The sequence below is a fragment of the Bradyrhizobium australafricanum genome, from assembly GCF_020329495.1.
In the GTDB taxonomy this organism is placed as follows: Bacteria; Pseudomonadota; Alphaproteobacteria; order Rhizobiales; family Xanthobacteraceae; genus Bradyrhizobium; species Bradyrhizobium australafricanum.
In genome coordinates, this window is record NZ_JAGKJL010000045.1 from 24745 (window position 1) to 41611 (window position 16867).

Annotated in this window: 12 protein-coding genes; 1 reads left to right on the top strand and 11 read right to left on the bottom strand. The window is 64.8% G+C overall.

Features of this window, described 5'->3' with window-relative positions:
• Nucleotide 1 precedes the first annotated feature (1 nt).
• The 10 genes from J6525_RS31760 to J6525_RS31805 form a co-directional block, all read right to left on the bottom strand.
• Nucleotides 2–1285 carry an acetyl-CoA C-acetyltransferase gene (locus tag J6525_RS31760; RefSeq protein ID WP_225647691.1) on the bottom strand — a complete coding sequence of 428 codons (1284 nt, stop codon included), beginning with the start codon at nt 1283–1285 and terminating at the stop codon, nt 2–4.
• A complete protein-coding gene (locus tag J6525_RS31765; RefSeq protein WP_225647693.1) occupies nt 1285–3552 on the bottom strand; it encodes an acyl-CoA dehydrogenase in 2268 nt (755 codons plus the stop codon). The genes J6525_RS31760 and J6525_RS31765 overlap by 1 nt, the downstream gene beginning before the upstream one ends.
• Nucleotides 3553–3762: 210 nt before the next feature.
• On the bottom strand, nt 3763–5004 hold the full coding sequence (locus J6525_RS31770; RefSeq protein ID WP_225647695.1) for an SMP-30/gluconolactonase/LRE family protein: 1242 nt from the start codon (nt 5002–5004) through the stop codon (nt 3763–3765).
• 333 nt (nt 5005–5337) lie between these two features.
• Nucleotides 5338–5961 carry a flavin reductase family protein gene (locus J6525_RS31775; protein ID WP_057016949.1) on the bottom strand — a complete coding sequence of 208 codons (624 nt, stop codon included), beginning with the start codon at nt 5959–5961 and terminating at the stop codon, nt 5338–5340.
• Nucleotides 5962–6091: 130 nt separating this feature from the next.
• Nucleotides 6092–6700: a TetR/AcrR family transcriptional regulator gene (locus tag J6525_RS31780; RefSeq protein ID WP_141340507.1), complete on the bottom strand. Its 609-nt coding sequence runs from the start codon at nt 6698–6700 to the stop codon at nt 6092–6094.
• Between the two features lie 21 nt (nt 6701–6721).
• The gene (locus tag J6525_RS31785) at nt 6722–9859 is read right to left on the bottom strand and encodes an efflux RND transporter permease subunit (protein ID WP_225647696.1); all 3138 of its coding nucleotides are present in this window, start codon (nt 9857–9859) and stop codon (nt 6722–6724) included.
• 55 nt (nt 9860–9914) lie between these two features.
• Entirely contained in the window at nt 9915–11021 is a 1107-nt protein-coding gene (locus J6525_RS31790; protein WP_225647697.1) for an efflux RND transporter periplasmic adaptor subunit, read from the bottom strand.
• Between the two features lie 237 nt (nt 11022–11258).
• A complete protein-coding gene (locus tag J6525_RS31795) occupies nt 11259–12584 on the bottom strand; it encodes an MFS transporter (RefSeq protein WP_225647698.1) in 1326 nt (441 codons plus the stop codon).
• A gap of 357 nt (nt 12585–12941) precedes the next feature.
• Entirely contained in the window at nt 12942–14105 is a 1164-nt protein-coding gene (locus tag J6525_RS31800; RefSeq protein ID WP_225647699.1) for a winged helix-turn-helix domain-containing protein, read from the bottom strand.
• 78 nt (nt 14106–14183) lie between these two features.
• Entirely contained in the window at nt 14184–14426 is a 243-nt protein-coding gene (locus J6525_RS31805; RefSeq protein WP_225647700.1) for a hypothetical protein, read from the bottom strand.
• A gap of 157 nt (nt 14427–14583) precedes the next feature.
• Between J6525_RS31805 and J6525_RS31810 the strand changes: the two genes are divergently transcribed.
• Complete coding sequence (locus J6525_RS31810) at nt 14584–15216, top strand: OmpA family protein (RefSeq protein WP_225647701.1); 633 nt, start codon at nt 14584–14586, stop codon at nt 15214–15216.
• Nucleotides 15217–15278: 62 nt separating this feature from the next.
• On the opposite strand, the gene J6525_RS31815 is transcribed toward J6525_RS31810, so the two are convergent.
• Nucleotides 15279–16583, bottom strand: a complete 1305-nt coding sequence (locus J6525_RS31815) for a phospholipid carrier-dependent glycosyltransferase (protein WP_225647702.1) — start codon at nt 16581–16583, stop codon at nt 15279–15281.
• Nucleotides 16584–16867: the final 284 nt, after the last annotated feature.

Genomic DNA, 16867 nt, shown 5'->3' on the forward strand with positions numbered 1-16867 from the left:
ATCACACCGTCTCTATCAACATCGCGCCGCCCTGCCCGCCACCGATGCATTCGGTAGCGACGCCGCGCCTGGTGCCGAGCCGCTTCATCGCATTGACCAGATGTAGCACGATGCGGTTGCCGCTGGTGCCGACGGGATGGCCAAGGCTGATCGCGCCACCGTCGACGTTCAACTTCGCGCGGTCGATCTCGCCGGCCGCGCCATCGAGCCCGAGAATCTCGCGGCAGAATGTCTCGTCGTTCCACGCCGCGAGGCAGCCGAGCACCTGGGTGGCGAAGGCCTCGTTGAGCTCCCAGGTCTCGACATCCTGCAAGGTGAGGTCGTTGCGCTTGAGCAGCGCGCTCGCCGACAGCACCGGACCGAGGCCCATGATCGAGGGATCGAGCGCCGACCATTGGCTGTCGAGGATGACGGCCTTCGGCGTCAGCCCGTGCTTGGCCACCGCCTTCTCGGACGCCAGGATCACCCAGGAGGCGCCGTCGGTGATCTGCGAGGAATTGCCGGCGGTGACCTGGCCCCACGGACGCTCGAACACCGGCTTCAGCTTCGCCAGGGTCTCGGCGGTCGAGTCCGGGCGGACGCCGTCGTCGTGGTCGTAAAACTTGCCGTCGCGGGAGAACGCGGTCTCGACCTCGCCCTTGAGAAAGCCCTGCTTCTGCGCGTTGGCCAGCCGCTGATGGCTCTCGGCAGCATATGCATCGGACTGGGCGCGGGTGATGCCGAAGAGATGGCCGACCTTCTCGGCGGTCTGCCCCATGTTGAGCTCGGTGATCGGGTCGGTCAGCCCGCGCTCGAGGCCGATGATCGGCTTGAAGTAGCTCGGCTTCACCTTCAGCGCCGCGGCGACCTTGGCACCTAGCCCCTTGGCGCCGGCGAAGCCGGCAAACCAGCGCACGCCGGAATTGGGCCAGACCAGCGGCGCGTGGCTCAAGGCTTCGGCACCGCCGGCGAGGATCAGGTCGGAGATGCCCTCGCGGATGTAGCGATAGCCGGTGTCGATAGACTGCATGCCGGAGCCGCAATTGATCTGCACCGTGAAGGCGACCATCTGTTCGCCCATACCGAGCCTGAGCGCCGCAACCCGTGCCGGGTTCATCTCGTCGGCGATCACGTTGACGCAGCCGAGGATGACCTGGTCGAAGGCGGTGGGCGCGAAAGGCTGCCGTGCCAGCAGCGGCCGGCCGCATTGTACGGCAAGATCGACCGGGGTGAACGGGCCGGGACCGGAGCGCGCCTTCAGGAACGGCGTCCGGCTGCCGTCGACGATAAAGACTGGTCGCGCCATCAGCTCGCCGCCCTCTGCTCACCAAGCTCCTGGAAGAACTGATGCACGTCGGCGGATTTCTTGTAAATCGGGGACAGCGCCTCCGGCGCAAAATCATCGACCTCGATGACTTTGACGACGGCCTCATGAGCGGCCGCGAGCTTCTCGCCGTCGGCCTCGGAGATGACGCCCTTCTTGACCGCCTCCTTCCAGTCATGCAGGCGCGCCGCGCGCAGCTGCTTGGCGGCATCCTCGGCCTCGGTGACGAGGCGGAAGGCCTTCTCCAGCCTTGCGATGCCGCCGTCGTCCTCGACAAAGGCGAGGTCCGGCGTCAGCCGGTCGCGCGCCGCTGACGGCGACAGCACGAGCTGCGCGCATTGCTGCACGACGCGGTCCGTCGGGCCGGTGACGCGCGCGCCGAACGGCTGGACCAGGAATTTCAGCAGCCAAGCCACCGGGCGGTTCGGCAGATTGGCGAAGATTTCCGCAAAGCGGTTCTCGATGGTCTTGAAGCCGGACGCCATGCACCATTCGAGCGCCGGAAGATCCTCCTTCTGTCGGCCCTCGTCCTGCCAGCGTTTCAAAGCAGCGGAGAGCAAATACAGCTCGGACAGGATGTCGCCGAAGCGCGCCGAGAGCATCTCCTTGCGCTTCAGCGCGCCGCCGAGGGTGAGCAGCGCCATGTCGGCGCACAGCGCGAACGCCGACGAGTAACGCGACAGCTGGCGATAGAACTCGGTCGCATCGCCGGCATCCGGCGCCGGTGCGAACATCCCAAAACTCCAGCTGCGGCCCCAGGCGCGGAACATGGTCGCGAAGCTGTGGCCGATATGTTTCCAGAACGCGGTGTCGAACGCGGTCAGGCCCTTGTCGCGGTCGGTCTCGCCGAGCGCGTTCATCTCCAGCAACAGATAGGGATGCGCGCGGATCGCGCCCTGCCCGAACACGATCAGATTGCGGGTCAGGATGTTGGCGCCCTCGACCGTGATGCCGACCGGCACCGAGCGGTAGAGTCCGCCGAGATAATTCTGCGGCCCGTCGATCACCGCCTTGCCGCCATGGATGTCCATGGCGTCGTCGATCGCGATCCGCATCCGCTCGGTGGCGTGCAGCTTCATGATCCCGGAAATGACGGCGGGATGATGCCCCTCGTTCAGTGCGGCGCAGGTCAGCCGCCGCGCGGCGTCGAGCAGATAGGCCGTGCCGGCGATACGCGCGAGCGGCTCCTCGATGCCTTCGAATTTCGAGATCGAGATGCCGAACTGCTCGCGGATGCGGGCATAGGCGCCGGTGGTACGCGCGGCATAGGCAGCGCCGGCGGCCGACAGCGACGGCAGCGAGATGCCGCGGCCGGCGGCGAGCGCCGTCATCAGCATCTTCCAGCCCTGACCGAGCCGTGCCTCGCCGCCGATGATGTAGTCGAGCGGGATGAAGACGTCCTTGCCCCAGTTCGGGCCGTTCTGAAACACCTGCATCGCCGGCAGATGGCGGTGGCCGATCGAGACGCCCGGCAGATGGGTCGGGATCAGGGCGACGGTGATGCCGAGCTCTTCCTCGCTGCCGACGAGGTGATCGGGATCATAGGCCTTGAAGGCAAGGCCGAGCAGCGTCGCGACCGGGCCGAGCGTGATGTAGCGCTTGTGCCAGTTGAGCCTCAAGCCGAGCACCTCACGGCCTTCGAAATTGCCCTTGCAGATGATGCCGGTGTCGATCATCGAGGCGGCGTCGGAGCCGGCCTCCGGGCTGGTCAGGCCGAAACATGGAATGTCCTGTCCGGAGGCGAGGCGCGGCAGCCATTTGTCCTGCTGCTCCCTGGTGCCGAAGCGCATCAAGAGTTCGCCCGGCCCGAGCGAGTTCGGCACCATCACGGTGACGGCCGCGGTCAGCGAGCGCGACGAGATCTTGCGCACCACTTCGGAATGCGCGTAGGGCGAGAAGCCGAGGCCGCCGTATTCCTTGGGGATGATCATGCCGAAGAATTTCTTGGCCTTGATGAAGGCCCAGACCTCGGGCGGTAGGTCGCGCCATTCCCAGTTGATCTTCCACTCGTCGAGCATCCTGCAGAGCTCGTCGACCGGACCGTGCAGGAAGGCTTGCTCTTCCTCGGTCAATCTGGCCGGCGCGAACGCCAGCAATTTCGACCAGTCGGGATTGCCGGTGAAGAGATCGGCGTCCCACCAGACGTCGCCGGCTTCCAGCGCCTCGCGCTCGGTGTCCGACATCGTCGGCAGCACGCCGCGCGCCCAGGAAAAGATCGGTTTTGTCATATAGTCGCGGCGGAAGCTCATGGCGGATCCCTCATGAAACGGCGGCGCGGATGGGTGATCTTATCGGAAAGTGCCGTTCACCTGTGAACACTTCGCTTCGCAGATAAAGCGAAATTGACGCGGCCCAGGCGCCATTTTGTTAACGGCACGCCACGCGTTCAGTTCCGAAAGCTGAGCTGCGACAATCAGGTAGCCGGGGATGGCGCAGACGCCATCCCCGTGCAGGACGAGCTAGGCGGGCCCCGCTCCCTGGGTTGCGGTATAGACCGCGTAGAGCGACTGGCTTGCGGCCATGAACAGGCGGTTGCGCTTGGGACCGCCGAAGGTGATGTTGCCGCAGACCTCGGGCAGCCGGATGCGGCCGAGCAGCTTGCCTTCCGGCGACCAGACCGTCACGCCGCTGTAACCGACCGCGCGACCGGCATTGCTCGAGCACCAGACATTGCCGTTGACGTCGCAGCGGATGCCGTCCGGTCCGCACTTCACGCCGTCGATCGTGAAATCGCTGAACCGCTTGCCGTTGGAAAGCTTGTTGTCGGCGCCGACATCGAACACGAAAACGTCGCCCTTGCCGCCGGGGCCGCTATCGCCCGGTCCCTTGCCGGTCGAGACCACGTAGAGCTTCTTGTAGTCGGGCGAGAAGCAGAGGCCGTTCGGATCCGGCACCTGGTCCTCGCTGACCACGAGATCGACGCGGCCGGACGGGTCGATGCGATAGCAATTGGTCGGCAGTTCGCGCTTGGCCGGCACGAAGCCCGCCGGCTGGCCGATCCGGGGATTGAGCTTGCCGGCCGGATTGCCCGGGCCGCCCGCGGCATCAGGCTCGCCTTCATAGAGCTGGCCGCCATAGGGCGGATCGGTGAACCAGTAGCTGCCGTCGGGATGCGCGACGACGTCGTTCGGCGAGTTCAGCCGCTTGCCTTGATAGGAATCCGCGCGCACGGTCGCGGTGCCGTCATTCTCGTAGCGCGTCACGCGGCGGGTGAGATGTTCGCAGGACAGCTGGCGGCCCTGGAAGTCGAACGAATTGCCGTTCGAGTAGTTCGACGGCATACGGAAGACGCTGACATGGCCGTCATCTTCCGACCAGCGCATCTGCCGGTTGTTAGGGATGTCGCTCCATAGGAGGTAGCGGCCCTGCGAGCTCCAGGCCGGGCCTTCCGCCCACAACAGGCCGGTATAGAGGCGCTTGATCGAGGTGTTGGGCTGGGCAAGGTCGTTGAAGGACGGATCGACCGCGATGATGTCAGGGTCCCAGAAATAGGTGGTCGGCGCACCGCGCGGACTGAAGTCGCGCGGCGGGCTGGTGATCGTCGTCGGCGGCCCGACCGGCGCGGGCGCGTTCTGGGCCAGCGCGCTGCCGATGCCCGCGACGGCGGCGGCGGAAACCGCCAGTCCCTGAACCAAAGTGCGCCGTGAAACATTCGGATCGCGTTGTTCTTCGTTCGGATCGCTCCGCTCGTGGCGTGTCATCGCATCCTCCCACTCTGTTGGCCAGCCGTTGATCCGGCCTGGCGAGTGGAGGTTAGACTGCTCTCGGAGAGGTTGCGAGTGACGGTTTTTCATCCCCGCGCGCGGAAATTTCACATTGTTGTGGTGCGGGCCGTCGTTGCGGAGCGACGTCCCTTACCTCGCCCCGCTTGCGGGGAGAGGTCGAAATTCAAGCGCAGCTTGAACTTCGGGTGAGGGGGTACAGGTCTCACGACCATCACAACTGGTGGAAGCAGCCCCTCACCTACCCTCTAAGAGCGAGCTTCGCTCGTCTCGACCCCGTGAAGAACGGGGAGAGGGAGGATAGAGCAGCACTCAATCCGGCCGGATCATCTCGAACATGTTTTCCGGCTTGATCTCGAAGTAGTCGCCGCGGCGGCCGGCGCGGACGATCGGGTGCGCGAGGCCGGTCTGGTAGACGCCGTCCTTGATGAAGGCCTTGTCGATGTGGACGGCGACCACCTCGCCGAGCGTCAGCCAGGCCTCGGCCTTCTTGCCGTCGGCGCCCTGGAGCTGGACGATCTGGCTGACCTTGCATTCGAACGACACCGGGCTTTCGGCGACCCGCGGCACGTTGACGAGCTTGCCGGCGACCTGCGTGAGGCCCGCGAGCCTGAACTCGTCGACATCGCGCGCGACATGCGCCGCCGTCGCGTTCATGTGTCTGGCGAGATCCATCGTCGCCAGATTCCAGACGAACTCGCCGGTGTCCTGGATGTTGGCGACGCTATCCTTCCAGTTGGTGGAGGAGAAGCCGATGATCGGCGGCACGTAGCAGAACGCGTTGAAGAAGCTGTAGGGCGCGAGGTTGACGTTGCCGCCCTTGTCGCGCGAGGAGATCCAGCCGATCGGCCGCGGCGCCACGATGGCGTTGAACGGATCGTGCTTCAGGCCGTGGCCGTTCTTCGGCTCGTAGAAATGCAGGTCTTTGGCGGTCACGATTGCGTCCTCGTCATTCCGGGATGGTCCGTAAGGACCAGACCCGGAATCTCGAGATTCCGGGTTCGATGCTTACGCATCGCCCCGGAATGACAAAGGAGTCAACTGACGAAAATGTCAGCCCTGGCGCTCAATTGGCGCGGCCGCGCGGCGACAGGCCGGCGATCACGAAATCGATCATCTGGTCGATGGTCGGGCCCGGCTTGGTGGCACATTGGGCGATCATCTGCGGGTGGAAGAACCGCATCATCGCGGTGCAGGCGCACAGCGAGGCGAGCTGCAGGTCCTTGATCTCGAACTCCCCCGACGCCGCTCCTTGCGCGATCACCTCGCCGATAATGGAGGCGATACACTCCATATGCGCGACGCAGACGTCCCAGTCCTCCTGCATCGCGATCTCGACCATCTCATGCATCTTGGAATCGCCGACATAGCGCTCGGTGTTCATGCGATTGATGGTCGTCATCATCTGGCGCAAGCGTGGCGCCGCCGGCCCTTCCGAGCGCGCGATGCGCCGGGCCTCGATCTCGACCTCGCCCATCAGGCCGCGGGCCACGCCCTCGTGGATCGACTTCTTCGAATCGAAGAAGCGGTACACGTTGGCGGGGCTCATCCGCAGCTCTTTGGCGATGTCGGCGACCGTCGTCTTCTGATAGCCGATCTGCCGGAACAAGCGCTCCGCCACCACGAGAATCCGCTCGCGGGTGTCGGTTTCGCTATGTTCCGAGATCAGTGTCATGTTGGCCTGCTCAATCTTCAATTATTCGGCCGCTTCAGCAAGCGGAAATGCGCGTTGCGCATCGCCGGCATGCTGCGGCGCAGTATCGGTTTGCTCGGAGCCGCTTTCCTCGAGGGTCTTGCGGAACCAGAGGGCGTAAAGGCCCGGCAGATACAGCAAGGTCAGGAAAGTCGCAACAAACAAACCGCCCATGATGGTGATCGCCATCGGGCCCCAGAACGCCGAGCGCGACAGCGGGATCATGGCGAGGATGGCGGCCAGGGCCGTCAGCACCACCGGCCGGGCGCGCCGGACGGTGGCTTCGACGATCGCCTCGCGCCGGGTCAGGCCGGACGCCACGTCGCTCTCGATCTGGTCGACCAGGATCACGGCGTTGCGCATGATCATGCCGGCGAGCGCGATCAGGCCGAGCAGCGCCACGAAGCCGAACGGCTGGTTGGCGACGTTGAGCCCCAGCGAGGCGCCGACGATGCCGAGCGGCGCGGTCAGGAACACCAGGAACAGGCGCGAGAAGCTCTGCAGCTGGATCATCAGCAGCGTCAGCATCACCATCACCATCACGGGGAAGAGGATGAAGATCGACGCATTGCCCTTGGCGGATTCCTCGAACGCCCCGCCCGGCTCGATCCGGTAGGCCGGCTCGAGATGGGCCTGGATGTCCTTCAGCTTCGGCGAGATCTGGTTGGTGACGTCGGGCGCCTGCACGCCGTCGACGACGTCGGAGCGCACGGTGATCGCCATGTCGCGGTTGCGCCGCCACAGGATCGGTTCCTCATGCGCATATTCGATCTTGGCAATCTGCTGCAGCGGGACGGCGACGCCGTTGCGCGTGGTGATGGTGAGATCGCCGACGCGGCCGAGATCGAGCCGCTCGGACGGCACCGCGCGGGCGACCACGCCGACCTTCTCGATGCCGTCGCGGATCGTGGTGACCGGCGCGCCCGAGATCAGCATCGCCAGCGCCTGCGAGACGTCCTGCGGGGTCAGGCCGAGCGCGCGCGCCCGATCCTGGTCGACGGCGAGCTTCAGGTAGGGCGACTGCTCGTTCCAGTCGAGCTGGACGTCCTTGACGTTCTTGTTCTGACGCATGACGTCGCGCACCTGGTAGGCGATGTCGCGCACCTTGTTGGCATCGGGGCCGATCACGCGGAACTGGACCGGGAAGCCGACCGGCGGACCGAAATTGAAGCGGTCGACCCGGACCCGCGCCTCGTTCAAGGCGCCGTCGGCGGCGGCCTGCTCGATCTTGGCCTTGACGCGCTCTCGCGCCTCGACGTTCTTGGCGAGGATCACGATCTCGGCAAACGCCTCGTTCGGCAGCTGCGGGTTGAGGCCGAGCCAGAAGCGCGGCGATCCCTGGCCGACATAGGCGGTGTAGGTCTGGATGTCGTCATCGCCCTTCAGCAGCCCTTCGGCCTGCTTCACCGCCTTCTCGGTGACGTTGAAGGCGGTGCCCTCGGGCAGACGCAGCTGCAGGAACAGCTCGGGCCGCTCCGACAGCGGGAAGAACTGCTGCTGGACGTGGCCGAACGCAACGATGGACGCAACGAAGACGCCGACGGTCGCCGCCACCACCTTGATGCGGTGATCGACGCACCACTGCACGACGCTGCGCAGGCCGCGATACATCCGCGTCTCGTAGATCGCGTGCGGATCGTGGTTCTGGTGCACCTTGATGTTGGGCAACAGCTTGACGCCGATATAGGGCGTGAAGATCACCGCGACGAACCAAGAGGCGACCAGCGAGATCGCCACGATCCAGAAGATGCCGCCGGCATATTCGCCGACCGCCGAATTGGCAAAGCCGATGGGGAGGAAGCCAGCGGCCGTGACCAGCGTTCCCGTGAGCATCGGAAACGCGGTGGATTCCCAGGCAAAGGACGCCGCCTTCATGCGGTCCCAGCCCTGCTCCATCTTCACCACCATCATCTCGACCGCGATAATGGCGTCGTCGACCAAAAGGCCGAGCGCAATGATCAGCGCGCCGAGCGTGATACGGTGCAGGTCGAGCGACATTGCGTTCATCACGATGAAGACGATGCCGAGCACCAGCGGCACCGACAGCGCGACCACGATGCCGGTGCGCCAGCCGAGCGCGACAAAGGAGACGAACAGCACGATCGCGAGCGCCTCGACGAAGGAGTGCACGAACTCGCCGACGGCGTGCTCGACCACCTTGGGCTGGTCGGCGATCTGCTGGACATCGACGCCCTGCGGCACCGCCTTCAGGAACTCGGCGGTCGCCTTCTGGACCTCCTTGCCGAGCTCGAGGATGTTGGCGCCCTTGGCGGTGACGACGCCGATGCCGAGCGCCGGCTTGCCTTCCTGACGCACCTTGAAGCTCGGCGGATCGACATAGCCGTGGCTTACGGTCGCGATATCACCGAGCCGGAACACGCGGCCGTTGCTCTCGACCGGCGTCTCGGCAACCGCCTTGACGCCGTCAAGCGCGCCGGTGACGCGCAGCGGCACGCGCTGCGATGAGCTCTCGACGGTACCGGCCGGGGTGACGTTATTCTGCTTGGCGAGCGAATCGAACAGCGCCTGCGGCGTAATGCCGAGCGTCGCCAGCTTGGCATGCGAGAACTCGACGAAGATGCGCTCGTCCTGGGTGCCGTAGAGATCGATCTTGGTGACGCCGGGCACCTTCAGCAGGCGCTGACGAAAACCCTCCGCGACCTTCTTGAGCTGCGCATAATTGGCGCCGTCGCCGGTCATCATATAGAGGATCGAATCGACGTCGGAGAATTCGTCGTTGACGACGGGACCGAGGATGCCGGAGGGCAGCTCGCCCTGCACATCGACCAGCTTCTTGCGCAAGAGATAGAAGAGATAGGGCACGTCCTTCGGCGAGGTCGAATCCTTGAAGGAGACCTGCATCGCCGTGAAGCCCGGCTTGGAATAGGTCTGCACCTTGTCGAAGAACGGCAGCTCCTGCAGTTTCTTCTCGATCGGATCGGCGACCTGCATCTGCATTTCCTGCGAGGTCGCGCCCGGCCACATCACCGAGACGTTCACCACCTTGACGGTGAAGAACGGATCCTCGGCGCGGCCGAGCTTCTCATAGGAAAAGAAGCCGGCGGCGGCGAGGATGATCATCAGGAACAGGACCAGCGTCGGATGGCTGACCGCCCAGGCCGAAAGGTTGAAGCGCTTCATCGAACTCTCCAAGTTCTAGACCAGTCCCAGAACCGTTTCCGCTGCTATGCGAGGGTTAGAACGACAGCGACGACACGACCCGCACCTTCTGGCTCGGATCGAGTTTCTGCACACCGAGGGCGACCACCTTGGCGCCATCGTCGACGCCGCCGGAGATGACGACGTTGTTGCTCTCATAGGCCTTCACCTTGACCGGCTTCAGCGCGATGTCGCCCTTGTCGTCGACGATGTAGAGCGAGGGATCGCCGCCCTGGCTGTACAGCGCCGACAGCGGCAACTTGGCGACGCGCTCGCTCGCCTTGTCGGCGAGCGTCAGCGTCGCGGTCATGCCGAGCGAAACCGCCTCGTCCGCGTCCGGCAGCGAGAATTTTGCGAGATAGGTGCGGGTGGCGGGATCGGCCTGCGGTGCGACCTCGCGCAGCTTGGCGGCATAGCTCTTCTTGGCATCCGACCACAGCGTCACCGTGGCTACGCCCGACCTAGCACGAGCAAGAAGCGTCTCTGGGATCGCGACGACAGCTTCCTTCTCGCCAAGTCGGGCGACACGGATCGAAGCCTGGCCCGCGGCAACCACCTGGCCGGGCTCGATCATGGTCGCTGTGACGACACCCCGGGTGTCGGCCACCAGCGTTGCATAAGAGAGGGAATTCTTGGTCAGCTCGACCGAGCGCTCGGCACGGTTCAGCCGCGCGCGGGCCTCGTCGCCGGCGGCCTTGGCGGAATCGAGCGCCGCATCGGTGGTCCAGCCCTTGGCCTTCAGATCCTTGGCGCGCTGTTCGGCGGCCGCCGCCTGCGCCAGCACGCCGGTGGCGGCGCGGAATTCCGCCTCGGCCTGCTCGGCCTGCAGCTTCAGGTCGACCTCGTCGAGGGTGGCCAAGGGCTGGTCGACGTCGACTGTCTGTCCGACCTCGACCAGCCGCTTGGCCACCTTGCCGGTGACCCGAAAGCCCATATCGGCTTCGATACGGGGCTTGATGGTGCCGACAAAGCTGCGCTCAGGGGTTTCAGCTTCATAATGGACGGTCGCCACCAGAACCGGGCGTCCCGGATCGGCGTTTTCAGCCGCCTTTTCATTGCAGCCGGTCAGCGCGAACACCGCGAAAGCCAGCGACGCTCCGGTTAAGAGCCTGTAATAGCTCGAGAAAACGGAACGAACGAACATCTGAAATCTCCATCGGGCTGACGACTGATGAAGAGTATCGATTTATCACTGATAAATGTCAATATTCGTCAGTGATAACCAATTCGTGAGCGGGATCGGATTTGGCGGGTGCGGAGTTCGGAAAATGCGTAGCCCGGGTGAAGCGGAGCGAAATCCGGGACCTCACCGGTGGCGGGAGGGTCCCCGGATTGCGCTACGCTCCATCCGGGCTACGGGAGCACGTGATTTGAGGGCGAGCTACTTCGCGCCGGCGAACTCGGTCTTGGTCTCATGGCTGCCGAGGAAAACCAGCAGGCCCGCGGCGAGCGGCAGCAGCGACAGCACCAGCAGGCCGGTCGACGTGCTGCCGGTGGCTTCCTTGACCCAGCCGATCAGATAGGGCCCGCCGAAACCGGCGAGGTTGCCGATCGAGTTGATCAGCGCGATCGCGCCGGCGGCGGCGGTGCCGGAGAGCCAGGCGGTCGGCAACGTCCAGAACACCGCGAAGGTGCAGAACACGCCGATCGCGGCGACCGTCAGCACCACCATCGTCATGACCGGATCGGTGATGTAGCTGGAGACGGCGAGCGCCAGCGCGGTCAGCAGCAGCGGCGCGCCGACATGGAACACGCGCTCGCGGGTGGCATCGGAACGGCGCGCCCACAGGATCATCGCGACGGTGCCGAATGCGTACGGGATCGCGGTGACGAAGCCGGTCTGCGCGTTGGTGAGACCGAACGCCTTGACGATCTGCGGCAGCCAGAACTGCATGCCGTAGAGCGAGGCGACGAAACCGAAATAGATCGCGCTCAGCGCCAGCACCTTCGGCGAGGACAGCGCCTCGCCCAGCGTGAAATGCTTCGCCGCATGCTTGGCCGCGACCTCGGCGTCGAGCTTCGCCTTGAGCCACGCCTTCTGCTCGGCCGAGAGCCACTCGGCCTTCTCCGGCCGGTCGGTCAGATAGAACCAGGTGACGATGCCGAGCAGCACCGAGGGAATGCCCTCGATGACGAACAGCCACTGCCAGCCCTTCAAGCCCATCACGCCGTCGAGGCCGAGCAACAGGCCGGAGATCGGCGCGCCGATCACGGTCGAGATCGGGACCGCGAGCGCGAAGGCGGCGAGGAAGCGCGCACGATACTCGGCCGGGTACCAGTAGGTCAGATAGAGGATGATGCCGGGGAAGAAGCCGGCCTCGGCCACCCCGAGGAAGAAGCGCAGCGCGTAGAAGCTGTGCTCGTCATAGACCGCCGCCATCAACGCCGAGAGGATGCCCCAGCTCACCATGATGCGGGCGATCCACTTGCTGGCGCCGAACCGCTCCAGCGCCAGGTTGCTCGGCACCTCGAAAATGAAATAGCCGATGAAGAAGATGCCGGCGCCGAACGAGAACACCACCGGCGAGAACTTCAGCTCGCTGTTCATGGTGAGCGCGGCGAAACCGAGATTGACGCGGTCGAGATAGGAGAAGAAGTAGGCCAGGATCAGGAACGGGATCAGCCGCCAGGAGATCGCGCGGATCGTCGACGTCTCGATCTCGCTGCGGGCGCCGCGATCCGGCGCGATGGTTGCTGTCTGGCTCATAAGCGTCCCCCCGGGTGTTGCTTGCCGTGAGGATTATTGGCTGGCTCCGCTTTGAGCAATGGCAAAAACTCATAGCTCACAGCGCAAACGGGAAACCTAAGCGACAAACGGACGGCCAGCGGCGACAGTGCTGAAGCGCGATGCGGTTAGGTGGAATCGGGTCCCGCGGCGAACTCGCTGCACCTCTCCCGCTTGCGGGGGAGGTCGGTTCCCATCGACAGATGCGAACCGGGTGGGGCTCTCTCCGCGATACGACTCGTGGAGAGAGCCCCCACCCTAGCCTTCCCCCGCAAGCGGGAGAGGGAACGCAGATGCGATGCTGATGCTTACTCAACGCAATCTGATCATCTATGGAAGCTAGTCCGCGAGCTGGAAGCGCTCGAAGCGGTCGAGCTCTTCCTCGATGCGCCGCTTCAGCTCCTTGCGTGCCGCCTGCTTCTTGCCGTTGCCGACCCAGCTCCATTTCTGCATCAGGAGCTTCTTGTTCTGCCGGTCGGTCTTGAGGTCGAGGGCGGCGACGATGTCGTCGCCGACCAGCACGGGCAGCGCGAAATAGCCGAACAGGCGCTTCTCCTTCGGCACATAGGCCTCGAAACGGTGGCCATAGCCGAAGAACAGCTCGGTGCGCTTGCGCTGGATGATCAGCGGATCGAACGGCGAAAGGATGTGAACCAGGGTGGGATCACCCTCGCCGGTCGCGTCCAGCACCTCGGGCCGCGCCCAATGCTCCTGCTTGCCGGCGCCTTCCAGCGCGACCTGGACCAGTTCCTTGCGGCGCACGCGCGCCTCGATCAGGCTGCGCACCGCCTTCTTGCTCGGCGCATCGAGATGGCAGATCGAATCCAGGCTGACGATGCCCTGCGAGCGCAGCGCGCGGTCGAGCAGATAGGCGGTGCGGGCCGAGGCCGGGGCCGGCTTCGGCGGCTTGTCCCAGCCGAAGTGCCGGGTCATCAGCTCATAGGTCTTCAGCATGCCGGCGCGCTCGCTGATCGTGACCACGCCGCCGTAGAAGGCGAGCTGCAGCGCGCGCTTGGAGGGCTTGCGGCTCTGCCAGAGATGCTCCTTCTCCGTCAGCACGTCGTCGTCGATGTCGCGGATGGTCAGCGGACCAGCCCGCAGCAGCCGCAGCACCTTGCGCGTGTCCGCTGGGGTCACCGACGAGAACCATTTATGGCCCTCGCGCTTGTGTGCCTTCATCGCCGGCAGGAAGATGCCGATGTCCTTGGACGGAATGTAGGACAGCGCGTGCGTCCAGTACTCGAACACGCTCTTGTCCCGGCTCTGCGCCTGCTTGAGGTCGGCGCGGCGGTAGTCCGGAATGCGGCTGAACAGGATGTGGTGATGGCAGCGCTCGATCACGTTGATGGTGTCGATCTGCACATAGCCGAGATGATCGACGGCGGCCGCCACCGCTGACGCCCCCTTGCCGAACGGCACCTGGGTATCGAGCCGCTGCGCGCGCAGCCAGATGTGGCGGGCGGCAGCATTGTTCAACGAAAGGGGTTCGGCGGCGCGGGACATTGCCCCAGCAATGTAGTGAGATTCGCGCAGCTGTGGAGAGCCGCGCGGCGGAAATCAGCTCCGCATCATTCGGAGCGGCTACGTCGATCCGACGACCCGCCGCAACCACGGAACGTCCCCGATCGCCGCCGCGAGCGCGGCGCTTTCTCCATGGAAGATGCGGGACGAATGACCGCCGACCGGAAACCAGCCACGGCCATCTTCGGCGTCCCGCCGATATTCCTCGAAGCCGTTGGTGCCGTCCGGGCGAAGGAAGATATCGACGCAGCGCGAGGCAGCTTCGTCATTGATCGAGCGGAGGACGCGATTGATGTTGGCCATGATGTCCTCGCTTCCCGTCTGCCTGCCTGGCGCAAGGCAGGGCGGCACACCCAACCGTGACCCAGATCACATTCCGGGCTTTGAACCGGTCCTATTCTTCCAGCATCAAAACGACAGCAAGCCGGATTGGCTAGCCCGACATTTGAGGACGAAAACCATGACCCGCTCTTTTTCCTTGTCTTTTCTGACAATCGGCGCCGCGCTGTCGATGACGGCGGGCGTCGCACTGGCCGGCAGCGAGGCCGTTCCGGCCGCCCAGATTCTCAATGCGCTGAAGCCGAAGTCGGCCACCCGCGGCCTTTCCGCCGGCACGCAGGTCGACCTCGCGGCTTCCGCCAAGGAGGCAAGCTTCCTCAACACCGTCCGCAACCGGCAGACCCGTTCGTTGTCGCGCGTTGAACGCCAGGAGATCGCCGACATCGCGGCGAACAAGCCGAAGATCGATCTGGAGATCCACTTCGACTACAACTCGGCCGACATCAGCAAGGGCTCGACCCAGGCGGTGCAGGAGCTCGGCAAGGCACTGTCCGATGCCAGCATGAAGGGCTCGACCTTCGTCGTCGCCGGCCACACCGACGCGATCGGCGGCGAGGCCTATAACCAGGACCTGTCGGAGCGCCGCGCCGACACCATCAAGAAATTTCTGGTCGAGCATTACGGCCTGAACGGCTCGGATCTCGTGACGGTCGGCTACGGCAAGACCCAGCCGAAGGACCCGAGCGCGCCGATGGACCCGACCAATCGACGCGTGCAGGTCGTCAACATGGATACCAAGACCGCCTCGCAGTAATCTCCCGCAGCCTCGATCCGCCTGCCATGCCCGGCAGGCGGATCACTCTACTTCAAAGACCGTCATATCCAGCCCTGAAACAGCATCAACCGGTTGAACGTCGCCATCGACGTCTCGATGACAGCGGCCGTGACCGGCAGCATCGCAACAAACCCCGCGCATCCAACCGCAACGAACGCCCACAGCAGCCAGCGCGGCGCACCCTTGCGCGTCAAGGCGTAGACCAGCACGAAACTCGCGGTGGTCGCCGCGGGGAGATAGTAATAGATGAAACCGAGCGTGCGCGGCAGCAGCGCCCAGGCGAGATACGGGCCGAGGTAGAACGCCAGCACGAGAAATGCATCACGGCCGCGCCCGACGATCCAGTCGCGCAGCGCAATGATCAGCGCGATCAATGCCGGCCACAGCACCAACGGGTTGCCGAGGAGCACGATCGCGGCGAACCTGTCATCGCCGACCTTCTCGAACAGGTACCAGACAGGGCGCACCAGGAACGGCCAGGACGGCCATGAGCTCATATAGGTGTGGCCCGCGATGGCGGCCGTGGTGTTGTCGGCAAAGATGCGACGCTGCGCCTCCATGATATCCGTGAACGAGAGGCCGTAGAGCGGCACGAAGGTCGCGAGATAGACGGCCGCCGGGATCAGCACGAAGCAGACCATGAAGTGCGGAACACGAAAATCCGGCCACAGCTCCGGCCGGTACCAATCCTCCGCATTGGCGTCGGCAAAGCGCGTGCGCCAGCCCTGCATCAAGCGGATCGCAGCGACGATCGCGATGCAGGTCGCGAGCACGAACAACCCGCTCCATTTGCAGGCACTGGCAAGCCCTGCGAAGAGCCCCGCCAGCGCAAAGGCGGATTGCGGCTGCTTTTGCCTGAAGCCGTGGACGAACGCCGCGATCGCGAACAGGCCGAAGGCGAGCGCGAAAATATCCAGCATCGCGATCCGCGACTGCACGAACAGCATCTGGTTGAAGAAGGCGAGCAGCGCGGCCGCGATCGCGCGTTGCTGCGACGCGAACAGCGCAAGCCCGCCGAGATAGACACCGACCAGCGCCAGCGCACCGAACAGCGCCGCGGGATAGCGCCATCCCAGCGGCACGTCGCCGAATGCCTTGATCGAGAGGGCGATGATCTCCTTGGCGAGCGGCGGATGCATCGGGTTGAGGATCGGGGCCTCGCGCACCGGCAGCAGCATCTGCCGCGCCGCCGGCACATAGTGCACCTCATCGAAATAGAGCTTGTCCGGCGCGGTGATCCCGAGCAGCAGCACGACATGGGCGACGACGAAGACGATTGCCGCGACGATCGCCGCGCGCGCGGCGGGACTTCGCGGAACAGAAGGAGATTTGGATACGATGTTCAAAGGGCAAGCACGGTGCGAGGGGAACGCAGCTTGCGACAATTATACGATATCGGCTGCATCCGCGACCGTCGCCACGGTCAAGTGACGGAACCATCGCGCCCATACTGTTATGCCCCGCTTCATGCTGGGCATCCAGTACGCCGCGGCCTGTCGGCCGAGCACCGAAGTCTCTGGAAATGCTGGATCGCCCGGTCCCGTCTACGCCAAGGCTTCGACGAGGCCACGAATCCCTGACGCGCCGAAGCTTTAGCGAAGGCGGCGCGCCGGGCGATGCCAGCCAAGCC

Excerpts from the sequence above, each read along its gene's own strand:
- J6525_RS31800 (WP_225647699.1), bottom strand. The coding sequence starts at position 14,105 with ATGTCCCGCGCCGCCGAACCCCTTTCGTTGAACAATGCTGCCGCCCGC.
- J6525_RS31805 (WP_225647700.1), bottom strand. The coding sequence starts at position 14,426 with ATGGCCAACATCAATCGCGTCCTCCGCTCGATCAATGACGAAGCTGCC.
- J6525_RS31780 (WP_141340507.1), bottom strand. The coding sequence starts at position 6,700 with ATGACACTGATCTCGGAACATAGCGAAACCGACACCCGCGAGCGGATT.
- J6525_RS31790 (WP_225647697.1), bottom strand. The coding sequence starts at position 11,021 with ATGTTCGTTCGTTCCGTTTTCTCGAGCTATTACAGGCTCTTAACCGGA.
- J6525_RS31795 (WP_225647698.1), bottom strand. The coding sequence starts at position 12,584 with ATGAGCCAGACAGCAACCATCGCGCCGGATCGCGGCGCCCGCAGCGAG.
- J6525_RS31760 (WP_225647691.1), bottom strand. The coding sequence starts at position 1,285 with ATGGCGCGACCAGTCTTTATCGTCGACGGCAGCCGGACGCCGTTCCTG.
- J6525_RS31785 (WP_225647696.1), bottom strand. The coding sequence starts at position 9,859 with ATGAAGCGCTTCAACCTTTCGGCCTGGGCGGTCAGCCATCCGACGCTG.
- J6525_RS31770 (WP_225647695.1), bottom strand. The coding sequence starts at position 5,004 with ATGACACGCCACGAGCGGAGCGATCCGAACGAAGAACAACGCGATCCG.
- J6525_RS31765 (WP_225647693.1), bottom strand. The coding sequence starts at position 3,552 with ATGAGCTTCCGCCGCGACTATATGACAAAACCGATCTTTTCCTGGGCG.
- J6525_RS31810 (WP_225647701.1), top strand. The coding sequence starts at position 14,584 with ATGACCCGCTCTTTTTCCTTGTCTTTTCTGACAATCGGCGCCGCGCTG.